Origin of the sequence: Vibrio amylolyticus (genome assembly GCF_023145695.1) — a bacterium.
Classification (GTDB): domain Bacteria; phylum Pseudomonadota; class Gammaproteobacteria; order Enterobacterales; family Vibrionaceae; genus Vibrio; species Vibrio amylolyticus.
Genome location: NZ_JAJHVV010000001.1, coordinates 447,433 through 461,103, shown reverse-complemented (window position 1 = coordinate 461,103; position 13,671 = coordinate 447,433). Strand labels below are relative to the sequence as shown.

Annotated in this window: 15 protein-coding genes; 5 read left to right on the top strand and 10 right to left on the bottom strand. The window is 42.7% G+C overall.

Translation table 11 applies throughout. The features are described 5' to 3' along the window. Window positions 1-59 precede the first annotated feature (59 nt). A complete protein-coding gene (locus KP803_RS02085) occupies window positions 60-236 on the top strand; it encodes a hypothetical protein (protein WP_248007170.1) in 177 nt (58 codons plus the stop codon). A gap of 25 nt (window positions 237-261) precedes the next feature. Here KP803_RS02085 and KP803_RS02080 read toward each other — a convergent pair whose 3' ends face one another. The 3 genes from KP803_RS02080 to KP803_RS02070 form a co-directional block, all read right to left on the bottom strand. After that, window positions 262-1,185 carry a YeiH family protein gene (locus KP803_RS02080; protein ID WP_248007169.1) on the bottom strand — a complete coding sequence of 308 codons (924 nt, stop codon included), beginning with the start codon at window positions 1,183-1,185 and terminating at the stop codon, window positions 262-264. Window positions 1,186-1,317: 132 nt separating this feature from the next. Further along, complete coding sequence (locus KP803_RS02075) at window positions 1,318-3,192, bottom strand: MFS transporter (protein WP_248007168.1); 1,875 nt, start codon at window positions 3,190-3,192, stop codon at window positions 1,318-1,320. Window positions 3,193-3,207: 15 nt separating this feature from the next. After that, the gene (locus tag KP803_RS02070; protein WP_248007167.1) at window positions 3,208-3,798 is read right to left on the bottom strand and encodes a TetR/AcrR family transcriptional regulator; all 591 of its coding nucleotides are present in this window, start codon (window positions 3,796-3,798) and stop codon (window positions 3,208-3,210) included. Window positions 3,799-3,975: 177 nt separating this feature from the next. On the opposite strand from KP803_RS02070, the gene KP803_RS02065 reads away from it, so the two are divergent. After that, window positions 3,976-4,869: a Tim44 domain-containing protein gene (locus KP803_RS02065; RefSeq protein ID WP_248007166.1), complete on the top strand. Its 894-nt coding sequence runs from the start codon at window positions 3,976-3,978 to the stop codon at window positions 4,867-4,869. A gap of 148 nt (window positions 4,870-5,017) precedes the next feature. Then, the gene (locus KP803_RS02060) at window positions 5,018-5,338 is read left to right on the top strand and encodes a DUF1244 domain-containing protein (RefSeq protein ID WP_248007165.1); all 321 of its coding nucleotides are present in this window, start codon (window positions 5,018-5,020) and stop codon (window positions 5,336-5,338) included. 144 nt (window positions 5,339-5,482) lie between these two features. Here KP803_RS02060 and KP803_RS02055 read toward each other — a convergent pair whose 3' ends face one another. After that, window positions 5,483-6,127 (bottom strand): outer membrane beta-barrel protein, encoded by a 645-nt coding sequence (locus KP803_RS02055; protein ID WP_248007164.1) that lies wholly within the window; start codon window positions 6,125-6,127, stop codon window positions 5,483-5,485. Between the two features lie 206 nt (window positions 6,128-6,333). Further along, window positions 6,334-6,582: a YkgJ family cysteine cluster protein gene (locus KP803_RS02050; protein WP_248007358.1), complete on the bottom strand. Its 249-nt coding sequence runs from the start codon at window positions 6,580-6,582 to the stop codon at window positions 6,334-6,336. A gap of 162 nt (window positions 6,583-6,744) precedes the next feature. Between KP803_RS02050 and KP803_RS02045 the strand changes: the two genes are divergently transcribed. Beyond that, the gene (locus tag KP803_RS02045; protein ID WP_248007163.1) at window positions 6,745-7,182 is read left to right on the top strand and encodes a YcgN family cysteine cluster protein; all 438 of its coding nucleotides are present in this window, start codon (window positions 6,745-6,747) and stop codon (window positions 7,180-7,182) included. A gap of 98 nt (window positions 7,183-7,280) precedes the next feature. Here KP803_RS02045 and KP803_RS02040 read toward each other — a convergent pair whose 3' ends face one another. From KP803_RS02040 to gap, 5 genes are all read right to left on the bottom strand, one after another. Beyond that, window positions 7,281-9,167, bottom strand: coding sequence for a BCCT family transporter (locus KP803_RS02040; RefSeq protein WP_248007162.1), 1,887 nt, complete (start codon window positions 9,165-9,167; stop codon window positions 7,281-7,283). A 134-nt stretch (window positions 9,168-9,301) separates the two neighbouring features. Then, a complete protein-coding gene (locus tag KP803_RS02035; protein WP_248007161.1) occupies window positions 9,302-9,649 on the bottom strand; it encodes a hypothetical protein in 348 nt (115 codons plus the stop codon). A 213-nt stretch (window positions 9,650-9,862) separates the two neighbouring features. Next, window positions 9,863-10,681: a 23S rRNA (guanine(745)-N(1))-methyltransferase gene (rlmA, locus tag KP803_RS02030; protein ID WP_248007160.1), complete on the bottom strand. Its 819-nt coding sequence runs from the start codon at window positions 10,679-10,681 to the stop codon at window positions 9,863-9,865. Window positions 10,682-10,803: 122 nt separating this feature from the next. Next, window positions 10,804-11,688, bottom strand: a complete 885-nt coding sequence (locus tag KP803_RS02025; protein ID WP_248007159.1) for a D-hexose-6-phosphate mutarotase — start codon at window positions 11,686-11,688, stop codon at window positions 10,804-10,806. Between the two features lie 203 nt (window positions 11,689-11,891). Beyond that, window positions 11,892-12,887, bottom strand: coding sequence for a type I glyceraldehyde-3-phosphate dehydrogenase (gap, locus tag KP803_RS02020; protein WP_248007158.1), 996 nt, complete (start codon window positions 12,885-12,887; stop codon window positions 11,892-11,894). 335 nt (window positions 12,888-13,222) lie between these two features. Here gap and msrB point away from each other — a divergent pair, with 335 nt between their 5' ends. After that, entirely contained in the window at window positions 13,223-13,645 is a 423-nt protein-coding gene (gene msrB / locus KP803_RS02015; protein WP_248007157.1) for a peptide-methionine (R)-S-oxide reductase MsrB, read from the top strand. Window positions 13,646-13,671: the final 26 nt, after the last annotated feature.

Here is a 13,671-nt window from a genome sequence, read left to right as displayed (position 1 = left end):
TATAACGATAACTCATAATAGATGCAGTGCGTTAGACGGATCAAGTATATAGGTGAGTTATGAAGGCTCTTTTAATAACAGCGGTGGTTTTACTGATCGCATTAGCGATTAATACCGAAGGGTTAATACGCTCTTTAGCTGAACTTACGGCATTTCTAGGTTTAATTTGTTTCGTAGTAAGCGTCAAGTACAACAAACGACGCTCGTCGATTACGCAAGAGGCTAAAGAGTTGTAGCTCTCTAAAGCCTCTGTCGCTCAGCTTATGCTAACGTTAACCAAGCGAGTGAAGTGATGGAAATGATGCTCCAAAGAGCGACACCAAAGAGCAATGGTTTAGGCCCCGCCGCCTTTAATTTCTCAATAGAAATCCCACAGCCGATTAAAAACAGACAAACCACGAGCATCTGTTTTGCCACCGCAAAGACCCCGTTATAGAGCATTTCAAACTGTGGCAGCAAGTCACTTACGACAATAGCGACGCAGTAGAAAATAATGAACAGAGGAATAGAGACTTTTTTCGACTCGCTACTAAAGATAAATGAACTTATAAGAGCGATAGGAACGATCCATAAGGCACGAGCCAGCTTTAAGGTAGTAGCCGTTGTTAACGCTTCCTCACCATAAGCTGAAGCAGCCCCAACAACCGAAGAGGTGTCATGAATAGCGATGGCAGCCCAAGTGCCGAAAGTCTGTTGATCGAGCCCTAGGGTATGTCCTATCACTGGAAAAATGAAGAGTGCTATTGAGTTCAACACAAAAATAACGGCTAAAGCGAGTCCGGTTTTATCGTCATCTGCTTTGATCGCAGGAGACACAGCCGCAATCGCGCTTCCCCCACAAATTGCGGTTCCTGCTGAAATTAGATAACCAGTGACTTTATCTAAGCCAATTGCTTTCGCGAAAAACCATCCGATAACGAGTGTACTGGCAATCGTTGTGATAATGATGCCAATCCCATTGGATGTGACAGCAATTGCTTCTTCCAGCTTAATCCCAAACCCTAAACCCACAATTGAAATGGCTAATAATTTTTTCGTCATTTTTCCTATGGCGATATTGTTAGGAATTAGGCCAAAACTTGCCAAGAGGAAACCAATCACTAACGCGGTAGGTGATGAAGCGTAAGGCGTTAAACAAAAAAGTCCGGCTAGCCAAAAGGGAATGTGATGTTTTATCTGGTTCATATTCATGTTCATCGACGAAAAGAGCGCTCAGTGTATATGAAAAATAAGATCAGTCAGTCTTAATGTTTTTAACAGGCGTTCAGTAAAACTGAACAGCCTTAATTAAGCCCTCAACTAGTTTCTCTTAACTTGCTAGTAGAAGTCGCCACGTAAAAGGGACACTTTCTCGCGCATGTGTTTCGCAGACGCCTCATTAGGTGCGACGGGTTCACCCGCTTCAATTTCAATCTTAGACCAGAAACGATTAGGTAGCCCTTTACAGGCGCTCCCTTTATAGCGACTAAAGTAGCTCCCCCATAAGCCTTTAAGCGCCATAGGAATGACAGGAACAGGACTGCGTTTTAATATGATGTCCATGCCTCGCATAAACTCAGCAACCTCTCCGTCGGACGTTAAGCTACCTTCTGGGAAAATACAGACGATATGCCCTTCCTTCAATGAGGCTTCAACTTCTTGAAATGCCCGTCGGATGGAGGTTTTCCGACTGGCTGAAATTGGGATAACACCAGCACGATTTAGGAACTTTCTCAGGGGAGGTAAATTGGCATAATCTTCTTCCATTACGAAGCGAATTAATCGTGGGCAAACGGCACTAAGAAGTAGCGCATCCATATAACTGACATGGTTACACACGATCAGAGCACCACCTTCTTTAGGCAGGTGGTGAAGATTTTTATGCTGAACTCGATACATAGTGTGGGTCAAAATCCACACCAGAAAGCGAACAACAAAGATCGGCACTTGAATGCACAAGTAGATAGCAATAATAAAGTTCATTATCGCCAACATGGTGAATAGTTGAGGAATGCTGAGTTCTAATACTGATAAGAAAACAATGCCTAAAATGGCACTGCCTACCATAAAGAGTGAATTATAAATATTGAGAGCGGCGATCACTTGGGCTCTCTGTTTTGGTTTGGCCGTTTGCTGTAGAAGTGCATAAAGAGGAACAATAAAAATCCCCCCTGATGCTCCAAGTAAAAGCAGACAAATAAACACCGGCCAAAGAGGTTGATAAGACACAAATTCTAGAAAGCTGGTAAATAGGGGCAGTGATTCCGGAATACTCGAAATCATCAGGTAACCAAAAATAGTAATCCCAAGGCTACCAAGCGGCACAATACCCATTTCGATTCTATGGTTAGAAAGCTTGTCACAAGCCAGAGAACCAATAGCGATACCAACAGAAAAAAGTGCCAATAGAAACGAAACTGCACTTTCTTGACCGTTTAAGTGCAACTTAGTGAAATTAGGAAACTGAGTTAAGTATGTCGCGCCCAAAAACCAGAACCAGCTGATGGCCATGATTGAGATGAAAATGACTCTATCAGACTTAGCAATGGCGAGTGTTGATTTCGTCTGCTTAATAGGTTGCCAACGAAACTCGAGCTCCGGTGCTGTGGCTGGCGCACTTGGAATAGATCTACTCGCACAGTATCCAATAATGGCAGAGACGACAACGCACAGTGCGGCAATGTACTTGGCATGATCTGCGGAGGCGATGACTCCAGCGGCGAGTGTACCGAGTAAAATGGCAAGGAATGTCCCTGTTTCAACTAAAGCATTCCCAGAAACCAGTTCTTCAGATTTTAGGTGCTGTGGGAGAAGAGCATACTTAACGGGGCCGAAGAAAGCCGATTGAGTTCCCATTAAAAAAAGCAAGATCAGTAAGATGGTATAACTTTCGGTAATAAACCCTACTGCGCCCAAGCACATGATGCCGATTTCAAATTGTTTAATAATTCGAATAAGCTGAGACTTCTCATATTTATCGGCCAATACGCCTGCAGATGCTGAAAATAAGAAGAATGGAAGAATAAAAAGGCCAGCCGCCAAATTAATAAACAGATTACTAGAAAATGGCAAGCTCCCAACCGCAGCGAAAGCGACAAAGAGCAATAGAATATTTTTAAATATATTGTCGTTAAAAGCGCCAAAAAACTGAGTGACAAAATAGGGTAAAAAGCGCTTTTTTGTTAGTAACGAAGCCTGAGGATGCTCTGGCATTGCAGGTCCTTATTGTTACCAGTTAGTGAGGTAGTTAGACAGTAAGTTCTCGATAAGCTCTTTACCATCTATTGGTGTGGCTGCGAAGAACTTGTCATCAACACTTAAAAGTGTAATACCATGAACACCAGACCACAATACACGGCTTGCTTGTAATACTTCGCTTTCTGTTCTTTGAGGCGCAATAATGCGCAGTAAGCTTTCAAGCATACCCGTCATATTGTCAATTCGTTCAGATTGCCACTGTGGCAGTGTTTCACCGTTCATATTATGAGCAAAAATTAACTGCCAACGGTGGGGGTGTTTTTGTGCAAAGTCATGATAACAATAGGCGAGTTCATAAAGAGCCGACTGAGGGTCACTGCATCTTTCCATGACATTGTGAGCCTCTTCTCCCAACTCATCAAGAGTCTGGGCAACAGCGTGAAGCAGCAATAAATTGTAGTTACCAAAAACGTTTACTAACGTACTTGGAACATAGCCAATCAAGTTAGCGATTTTTCTTAGACTCAGCTCATGATGAGGCTGTTCCGCCAAAAATTCTTTAACAGTGTTAAGGGTAAGAGCAACAAGCTCTTCGCGAGTGTGATCGTTTCTACGGGCCATGGTAACTAACTAATTATGAACAACGTTCAATATTCTAGGGAAGCAAAGGCAAAGCGTCAACTAACTCACACTATATTTGCAATATTCTGATACACACATTCTAATTTGATAGTTTGCATAGTGTTACGAAGTCGTTATGATTAACGTGCTTCTATAATTATTTCCTTGAGGAAAAGCATGAAAAAGATTTTTTCACTGGTAGCGTTACTTATGGTATCAGTCGTTGTAGCTCCCCTTGCCGAAGCAAAAAGGTTCGGTGGTGGTAAATCATTTGGTAAAAGTTTTAAAACGGCACCTGCACCAAAACAACAAACAACAAATACTAGCCGTGTAAACCGAGACCAAGGCGCAACACAGAATACAAGCCTTAAAGGTGGCTTAATGGGTGGCCTGATGGGCGGTCTATTAGCTGGTGGCCTATTGGCTGCATTCTTTGGCGGTGCATTTGAAGGCATTCAATTTATGGATATCTTGATCATGGGGCTAATTGCTTTCTTAGCGTTTAAGTTTTTACGAGGCATGTTGGGGTCTAAGCAAGGCAGCATGAACCAGCATCGCCAGCAACCGGCATTTGGTGGAACAAATCAAAAATTTGAGCAGCCAAACGTTCATAACTTTGAGCAAAAAACAGAAACCCCAAATCAAAGCACAGCAAACGCTACTGGTGGTTTTGGTGCACAAAGTGATGTGCCACATAACTTCCCGCCATCATTTGACCAAGCGGCTTTTGTTAATGGTTCACGTGAACACTACCGTACCCTACAAGGTGCGTGGAATCATAATGAGTTAGATACGATTCAAGAGTATGTATCTCCAAGTTTGTTTGAAGACCTAAAAGCGGAACGTGCAAAAGCAGAAGGTGAACAACATACTGAAGTTATGTATGTCGATGCTGAGATTGTACGTGCCGATTACGATGCGACAAAAGCTCAATTGAGCCTTAAGTTCAGTGGTCGATACCGTGATGCAGCAGAAGGTGTTGAAGAAGACATCGAAGATATCTGGCACCTAGAGCGTGACTTGACTCAAGAAAATGCACCGTGGTTGATTGTTGGTATTCAAGGCTCTTAGGCCGAGAGATTACCTTCGCGCTAGGCAACACTAAATTTAGTTTAAATTAAAACGCTCAGATCTCGGTCTGAGCGTTTTTTTATTTAAGTTTTCAAACGAATTGAACATAATCAAACGATAAATAAAACAAGTAAGTAAGGATTGTAAAGTGGCTGAATTTAAATACAAAAACCTATCTCAACAAGATCAAGACAAATTGGATGCGGCGGTATTTCGCCGTCTTTTAGCTCATCTAGATGCGAATAAAGACGTTCAGAACATTGATCTTATGATTCAGGCGGGCTTTTGCCGCAACTGTTTTAGTAAATGGTATAAAGCAGAAGCTGAGCAGAACAACCTAGAGATTGATATTGATGACGCTCGTGAGCGCGTTTACGGCATGACTTACGATGAGTGGAAGCAGAACCATCAGCCGAAAGCAACACCAGAGCAGATGGCGGCGTTTGAAGCGAAGCAAAATAAAGGTTAATGCAAAAACTAGATAGCAAAAAGCCCGCCTAATGAATATTGGGCGGGCTTTTCTTATTTTTGCTTTGCTGGACTAAATAAAGAAAAAATAATGCCTAAAGTACACTCCCTATACTTAAGGCATTAGGCAGTAAATTGTTCTCAATTAGAAACGGTAATCTAGTGAGATAGTGAATTCGCTGTTGTTCGGGATAGAGTACTTAACTACATCATTAGGACCAGTTTCTGAGTATGACTCAAACATGTGACGGTATTGAAGATCTGCTGAAATCTCGTTAGTTATTTTGTACTGAACGCCTGCTTGTAAGCCATATACAAAATCACTTTCATCGCCACTTTCTTTAAAAGAGTAATCTGAATCATCAAAGTCCGTATGATCTATAGTTAATTTATTCTTAACCATTCCGATAGTTGCACCACCGAATACAGAAAACTTTTCATTTAGATTATGTATGTAGTCATATGAAATTAAGAATTCAGTTTGTGCGAGGTCAATATTGGTTTCCATGTCGAAACCTTCACCTGAAATATCATATACACCTGAATTAATGAGGTCATTGTCGCCAGTAAAGTTTATTGTACCAGTCACACGGTGGTTTTCAGCTAGGTAAGCACCGCCACGGATATGAAAAGCCGACCCCTTTGATTTTTTGTCTCTACTTTCCCCACCAGCTTTAATTTCTGTCGTAGCAGAATGATAACCAAGACCACCACCGACGAAGTATTCAGTAGCCATTACAGAAGGTGCAGCAAGAGTTGCAATTGTTAACGCTAAAAGTGTGTTTTTCATTTTGTATATCCAAAGGTTGGGAGCGAGTGAGCGCTATTATGCATATGCGTATGTTATGCAACCAATGACCAGTGGGTATATCGGTGTTAACCAATGGTTATGAGGTGTTACTGGATTGATGTTAGAAGGTGATTAAATCAGAGCGTTTTGGGCAAATGAAACGTAATAGTGAAGATCTGGAAGGCTTCGTGAGTATTGCTAAACAGCTAGGTTAGTCGCTCAAGTTCAGTGAGAGACTTCATAGCGTGTTGGTTGGTTGTGCCGCAAATATCAGGGCAGGCTTTGAACATATGACAAACCTTAGGCCTTTCTGGCTTACCAAATAACTTACACAGGTTTTGGTCATCAAGCTGAATACAGCGCTCTCCAGCAGGCTTGCCGTTGGGCATTCCAGGAATTGAAGAGGATATACTTGGCGCGATACAGCAAGCACCACAATGAAGACGACAATCCATAATGTAATTACACCAGAAGCAAAGGGGAGCGGATAATAGCAAACGATCGCCCATCAATACCAGTGAGATGATACATTCTATATCTGATAGGGCAAAATAACCTTGAAGTTTATAGGCAGTAACGGTATAAAACGCATCCATTTCGAATTGAAGATAAAAGCTATGACTTCTCCATTTTGGCAATCAAAACCTCTCCATGATATGAGCGAGCAAGAGTGGGAATCTCTGTGCGATGGCTGTGGAAAGTGTTGCCTGCATAAACTCATGGATGAAGACAGTGACGAAGTGTATTACACCAATGTGGCGTGCAGCTGGCTTGATGATAAAACGTGCTCGTGTAAAGACTACCCAAATCGCTTTAATTCGGGTGAAGAGTGTTTAAAGCTAACTCGCGACAAAATCGATGAGTTTCACTGGTTGCCCGATACCTGCGCCTACCGTCTTCTAGCCGAAGACAAGCCGCTTCCTGAATGGCATCCACTAATTACCGGTTCTAAAGCAGAAATGCATGCGGCAGGTGAAACCGTTCAGAATAAAGTGGTTTATGAGATTGATGTCATAGATTGGGAAGACCACATACTTAATCATCCAAATCGATAGCTGTTCATCGCTTATCTTCAAATAAAAAGGCTCACAATATCGTGAGCCTTTTGCTTATCTAGGAATAGTCCAAATTAATGGATTTTGTCATGGCTAGTTCAGGCCGTTGTTGGGTTAGCAACAACCAGATCGAACGCGATACGAGCTTTCTGAGCAAGCTCAGATAACTCAATTTTTCTCTCTTGCGCAGCTTTTAAGCTACTTTCTGCCGATTCAAGGGCTTGTTGAAGCTCTTCAGGCAGTTGATGAGTCTCACTCTCCGAACCTTGTTCAAGAACGTAAGCGCGTACCTGTTTTCTGACTTCCATCAGTGCGTTGTAGGCTTCACGTTCGAGTACTGCAGCCTCTTGAGCGGCATCTTTTTCCTTCTCAAATCGAGCTAAAGCGATGCCTTCAGTCGACCAAGGGTCCATCTCAGGCAAGTCTTCGATATTAATAGTTGGCTCGATGTAGTCGTCTTGATGACGCAAGTCTAAGGTTGTTGCTCGCACTGCTGATACCATTAACATAACTGAGATAACCAGCAATGGTAATCCCCCCACAATCGCGGCTGTCTGTAGGGTGTCTAATCCGCCCAAAAACAATAGGATTGCAGGAAGAAATGACAGCGTGAATGCCCAAAACATTCGGTTCCAACGCATAGGTTCTTCCGTGACATTATTTTGAACCACAGACGCCAAAATATAAGAGATGGAATCGAACGTTGTTGCGGTGAAGATGATACACAGCAACGTAAACACAGCAATAACGAGTGTGCTCATTGGTAGCTGGTCGAGCATCGAAAATATTGCTTTGGTCGCGCCTTCATCATTTAAAATCGCGACGATATCTAGTTGACCGGAAAGCTGCAATGACAAGCCATAGTTACCTAAGATCATAAAGAATAGGAAGCAGCCAAGCGATCCAAAGAAGATTGAGCCCGACACCATTTGTTTAATGGTTCTGCCTCTAGAGATTCGAGCGACAAATAGCCCCATGCTTGGTGCGAAAACTAACCACCATGCCCAGTAAAAGATCGTCCAATCTTGTGGAAAGTGCGTATTTTCAAACGTGCCATAGCCGCCAAATGGTTCGGCCCAGGTAGCCATAACAAAGAAGTTAGACAAAAGTCGTCCAATGGAGTCCAGCCCTGTTTCTAGCATAAAGATCGTTGGACCCGCGATGAGAACAAAGGCGAGTAACCCCATAGCACCCCAGAAGTTGATATTGCTTAAAATCTTAATGCCTTTTTCAAGGCCAGCATACGACGAGTAAGCGAAGATCGCTGTGCAGACGAACAACACGGAAATCTGAGTAAGGTTGTTTTTTGGTAAACCAAATAGATGGTTAAGTCCTTCGGTAATAAGAGGAGCAGCCAAGCCTAAAGTGGTTGCCGCCCCGCCTAATAAGCCAAAGATAAAAAGAATATCTACGGTTTTTCCGGCAATACCACGGCTTCTATGCTCACCGAGTACTGGCATTAAAGCGCTAGAAATTTTTAATACAGGCTGCTTACGGACATAGAAAAAATAAGCGATCGGAATCGCCGGAATTAGATAGATAGACCAAGCGATAGGACCCCAGTGGAATAAACCATAGGTGGCCGCCCAGCGCACCGCTTCTTCACTTCCTGCTTCTAGTTGGAAGGGTGGGGATTGGTAGTAGTAAGCCCATTCGATACAGCCCCAGTACAAAATGCTAGCACCGATACCGCCGCAAAATAACATAGCGGCCCATGATGCCGTGGTAAATTCGGGTTTCTCATCTGCTTCCCCCAGCTTTATCTGCCCCATATCGCTAAAGACAACGTAAACCATAAAGGCGCAGGCCGCTAAGCCAAGAGCTAGGTAGAGGAATCCAAGCTTGTCGGTCATGAATGTTTTGGCGATGGCAATCCAATCGGCACCCTCTGCTGGGAACATGATGAGTGGAAAGACTATCGTGAGTAGAAGTGCAATAGCACCAAAAAAGGTAGGTTTATCAATTAACTCAAAAGCGTTTTTCACGAGTGTAACTCCATAAAAATAGGGGGTAATTATGGAGTGAAGGTGTTTTACAGGACAAATCGAATCCTTTGTCTTGACGACAAATTGATTTGTTAGGCTATGCGTGAAGTAAGCCTATGTAGACAAGCTTAGAATTAAGCTAGCATTAATAGAATGCCACCAATAGTTGCCGCTGCGGAAAGGTATTGCCCCGCGGAGTAAGAACCGTCGCTTTCTTCTTTAATTTTGTCAGGGTGGTCCATTCCTAATGCGCCATGGGCGAAGGACTCAACCTTAGATGTTGTTGATTTATCCGTTTCAATTCCTTCTTTCTCTAGATCTTTTAGGGCAGCAAGCAATGCTTTGCCTTCGTCTGACAAGGTCACTTTATTCTGTTCAACTTTAAGAGGGGCTGGGCCCTTATCTACTGCTGCTTGGTTTCCTTGAGGCTTAACCTGTTGGGCTTGAGACAGCGAAGCTGGCCCCATTCCTACTGGTGTCATAGATATCTCCTTTATACGCCTTCGGTAACTGTATCGACCGAATTATGAAAAACTTGTATAAAATTATCCATAATTTGTATATCTAATGATTAAGCAAAAACTGAGCCTATTTTTAGGGGTAGTAATGCTGCAGTAGAGAATTGAGAGCAGGGTCAAAATATAGGAAGCAGTGCTAGGTAAGACACTGCTTTAAGTGACGAGCGTTAGGGGCTTCTAGCGTTTCTTGTAAACACGAAGCATAAAATCGGATTCACAATCGAATTGCTCGACGTTCGCGAGTTCTTTTTTTAGTTCGTCGCTGGCTTTCCATGCGAATGGTGTCATTTGTAGCAGCTGTAATGCATCGCCTTTGGCTAGGTTCATTGTGTAATTTAGTTTTTCTTGATGCACTAATTCAAATCCATCTAATTCTTCTGGATCCTCACTATGTAGATGTACGTCAGAGTATATTTTTTCTCGTAATTGATATAGGTGTCTTGCAGCCGGTGTCACTGTAATGACTTTACCATCACTCTTTAGGGTACGAGCCAGTTCATCCGCTTTGCAAGGTGCGTAGATGCGCAGGATGGCATCTAAGCTATGATCAGCGAAAGGTAGGCGGTGGCTAGAAGCTACACTGAATTCACACTGTGGGTATTGCTTTGCAGCGTAACGAATAGCGACCTTAGAGATATCTAGCCCGTAAACTTGAGCTTGGGGTAAAGATGCTTTTAAGGTGGAGGCAACTTGGTCCGTGTAATAGCCTTCACCACATCCGATATCTAGTAATTGAGCTTGCTCTGATTCGATATTCATTTTGCAAAGCGTCGCAACGGCTTGACGCATTTGGTCATAGTAACCCGTCTGTAAAAAGGCTCGACGTGCTTGCATCATCTCTTTGTTATCACCAGGATCTTTAGAACGTTTATGGTGCGCTGGCATCAAGTTCACGTAGCCTTCTTTTGCTAAATCAAATTGATGGTTGTTATCACATTTAAACGTGCGTTGTGAAAGCACAAGAGCCTGGTGGCAAAGTGGGCATTGGTAAGCCATAAAGACCTCTAAAGAGTAGCGAAGGCGGTAAGTGTATCGGGTCTAGGTGTAAATAAAAAGAGCAGCGATGGCTGCTCTTTAGAGTATCAATCGAAATGAAACTCGAATTGATATCGATCTTGTTATTTAGCTGAAATAGTCGTCACGAGTTGGTGGCTTTCACTCGGTTGAAGTGTTTTTCCATCTTCGATTGTTTCGGCGTTAATCGTAGATTCGACACATAAGAAGCCCAAGTAGCCATCATCAGACATATCACCCATAGCGGTTGCGCCTTCTGCCCAAGGGTTCCATAGAACTGCAGAATTGTGGCCTTGGTTTTCAACGGTAATAGAGCGCTGAAGTTTTAGGTCGTTTACTTGAATCAAAGCTTCAGGCTTGGTGTAAACGCGATCAATAGTATCGGTTAAAACTAACTCAGAACCACCTTCGCAAACTTTATTCGCTTGCAGGCTATCGATGTACTCGCTGCCCATTCCCACAGTTGAAGACTCTCGAACATCGCCTAGATTTAGGTAAGTATGCAGTGCACCAGAGAATGTCCAAGCGTGATCGTCAGTATTGGTGACATCAAGAGTGACTTTCAGTGTGTCGGTTATTTCAACATTCAAACGAGCTTCAAATTGGTGTGGCCAGATAGACAATGTGTTTTCGTTTGGTGCTAGGCCCAAGCTGATAATAACACCGTTGTCATTTTCACGATGTTCAACTAATTCCCACTCGCTTGAACGTGCAAAACCATGAGCAGGCGCTGCGATACGACCAAACCAAGGCCAGCAAATAGGAATTCCACCACGAAGCGCCGCTTTGCCATCAAAGGCCGCTTTGTCACTCATCCAGATAAGCTCTTCTTGGCCTTGTGGCTTAAAAGAAACAACATGACCACCATGTAGGGCGATACCTGCGGTTGCTTTTTCATGAATGACACGCACAATCTTAACGCCATCTTTTTCTACGATTGTTACGTTGTCTGAAAGTACGGTTAATGCGGGTAGGGATAATAAGTCCATTGATATGACCTCGGATGTTGAAATTACAGTTCAGTACTCACGTTGAGAGTAATAGAGCAGTACATAAGCAGTGAACTGGATATTCGTTATTTAGGTATTAGAGTCACTAGGCAAAATTTGGATAACAAAAAGGCGACTCAAGAGTCGCCTTTTTCACGATTATGTGTCAAACACAAGTATCGCTAATTGATTACAAATCTAAATTACTTAGAGATGTGTGCAATTAGGTCAAGAACTTTGTTTGAGTAACCGATTTCGTTGTCGTACCAAGATACAACTTTAACGAATTTGTCAGTTAGAGCAACACCAGCTTTAGCATCGAATACTGAAGTTTGAACTTCACCGATGAAATCTTGTGATACTACTTGGTCTTCAGTGTAACCTAGAACACCTTTAAGCTCGCCTTCAGATGCTTCTTTCATAGCAGCACAGATTGCTTCGTAAGATGCAGCCGTCTTAAGGTTAACAGTTAGGTCAACTACAGATACGTTAGCAGTTGGTACACGGAAAGCCATACCAGTTAGAAGGCCGTTTAGTTCAGGAAGAACAACGCCTACAGCTTTAGCAGCACCAGTTGAAGATGGGATGATGTTTTGAGAAGCACCACGGCCACCGCGCCAGTCTTTAGCAGAAGGACCATCTACAGTTTTTTGAGTTGCTGTAGTAGCGTGAACTGTAGTCATAAGACCAGATTCGATACCGAACTTGTCGTTAAGAACTTTAGCAACAGGTGCTAGACAGTTAGTAGTACAAGAAGCGTTAGAAACAACATCTTCACCAGCGTAAGTGTCTTGGTTAACGCCCATAACGATCATAGGAGTTTTGTCTTTTGAAGGACCAGTAAGAACAACTTTCTTAGCACCAGCAGTGATGTGCTTACGTGCAGTCTCGTCAGTTAGGAAAAGACCAGTTGCTTCAGCAACTACGTCTACTGCGATAGCATCCCATTTTAGATCTTCTGGGTTACGCTCAGCAGTTACACGAACTGTTTTACCGTTAACGATTAGGTTTCCGCCTTCAACTTCAACAGTACCGTTGAAACGGCCGTGAGTTGAATCGTACTTTAGCATGTAAGCCATGTACTCAACATCGATAAGGTCGTTGATACCAACAACTTCGATGTCATTGCGCTCTTGCGCTGCACGGAATACAAAACGACCGATACGGCCAAAACCATTAATACCTACTTTGATAGTCATTATAGTTGCTCCACAACTTAATTTCTGAATAAAGATAACTGGTAGTAAAATTACAAAATCCAGTTTGCATCTGCAACTGATAATCAGGCTTTACTTGTTTAATGTCAAAAAAAACTGTCGCTTTTTTTCACATTTTGTCGCAAATGATGATTTTTTGTACTTAATTCTGGATTGTCTGTAAGTCAGCTATCGAAAAATGCTTTAAAATACTAAAGCGATCAAATTTTTCGTAACTCCCTTGTTACGGCTAGAAAGTATGTGCTACAAAAGCTTGGTTTCGCAAGTCTTTAGGATAAAAAGATTGTTTAAAATATGAGAGTAAGAGAGATTTATTTATGAATAACGATAACGGTGAATTTGTTAACAAGTCCGATGAGAACTGGCGTGAGCAGCTCTCTGATGCGGAATATAGGGTTTGCAGACAAAGTGGTACAGAGGCTCCATTTAGCGGCGCTCTACTGCATAACAAAGATACCGGTGATTACCATTGCACCTGCTGTCAAATAGCATTATTTAACTCAGAGAATAAATACGATTCTGGATGTGGTTGGCCAAGCTTTGATGCCCCAGTTGATGAAGCCGCTATTCGCTATATTGAGGATCTAAGTCACGGAATGAAGCGAGTAGAGATACGATGTAGCCAGTGTGACAGCCATTTAGGCCATGTATTTGAAGATGGGCCAGCTTCTACAGGTGACCGTTATTGCGTAAATTCAGTGTCGTTAATTTTCAACAAAAGTAATAAAAGCGGTGAATAGTCACCGCTTTTTGTTTCATTGTTACA

What these genes read in the sequence shown, in the direction of transcription:
- KP803_RS02070 (WP_248007167.1), bottom strand. Translation starts at nt 3,798, where the DNA reads ATGGCCCGTAGAAACGATCACACTCGCGAAGAGCTTGTTGCTCTTACC.
- KP803_RS02045 (WP_248007163.1), top strand. Translation starts at nt 6,745, where the DNA reads ATGACTTCTCCATTTTGGCAATCAAAACCTCTCCATGATATGAGCGAG.
- rlmA (WP_248007160.1), bottom strand. Translation starts at nt 10,681, where the DNA reads ATGGCTTACCAATGCCCACTTTGCCACCAGGCTCTTGTGCTTTCACAA.
- KP803_RS02050 (WP_248007358.1), bottom strand. Translation starts at nt 6,582, where the DNA reads ATGGATTGTCGTCTTCATTGTGGTGCTTGCTGTATCGCGCCAAGTATA.
- gap (WP_248007158.1), bottom strand. Translation starts at nt 12,887, where the DNA reads ATGACTATCAAAGTAGGTATTAATGGTTTTGGCCGTATCGGTCGTTTT.
- KP803_RS02035 (WP_248007161.1), bottom strand. Translation starts at nt 9,649, where the DNA reads ATGACACCAGTAGGAATGGGGCCAGCTTCGCTGTCTCAAGCCCAACAG.
- KP803_RS02025 (WP_248007159.1), bottom strand. Translation starts at nt 11,688, where the DNA reads ATGGACTTATTATCCCTACCCGCATTAACCGTACTTTCAGACAACGTA.
- KP803_RS02065 (WP_248007166.1), top strand. Translation starts at nt 3,976, where the DNA reads ATGAAAAAGATTTTTTCACTGGTAGCGTTACTTATGGTATCAGTCGTT.
- KP803_RS02080 (WP_248007169.1), bottom strand. Translation starts at nt 1,185, where the DNA reads ATGAACCAGATAAAACATCACATTCCCTTTTGGCTAGCCGGACTTTTT.
- KP803_RS02075 (WP_248007168.1), bottom strand. Translation starts at nt 3,192, where the DNA reads ATGCCAGAGCATCCTCAGGCTTCGTTACTAACAAAAAAGCGCTTTTTA.
- msrB (WP_248007157.1), top strand. Translation starts at nt 13,223, where the DNA reads ATGAATAACGATAACGGTGAATTTGTTAACAAGTCCGATGAGAACTGG.
- KP803_RS02085 (WP_248007170.1), top strand. Translation starts at nt 60, where the DNA reads ATGAAGGCTCTTTTAATAACAGCGGTGGTTTTACTGATCGCATTAGCG.
- KP803_RS02055 (WP_248007164.1), bottom strand. Translation starts at nt 6,127, where the DNA reads ATGAAAAACACACTTTTAGCGTTAACAATTGCAACTCTTGCTGCACCT.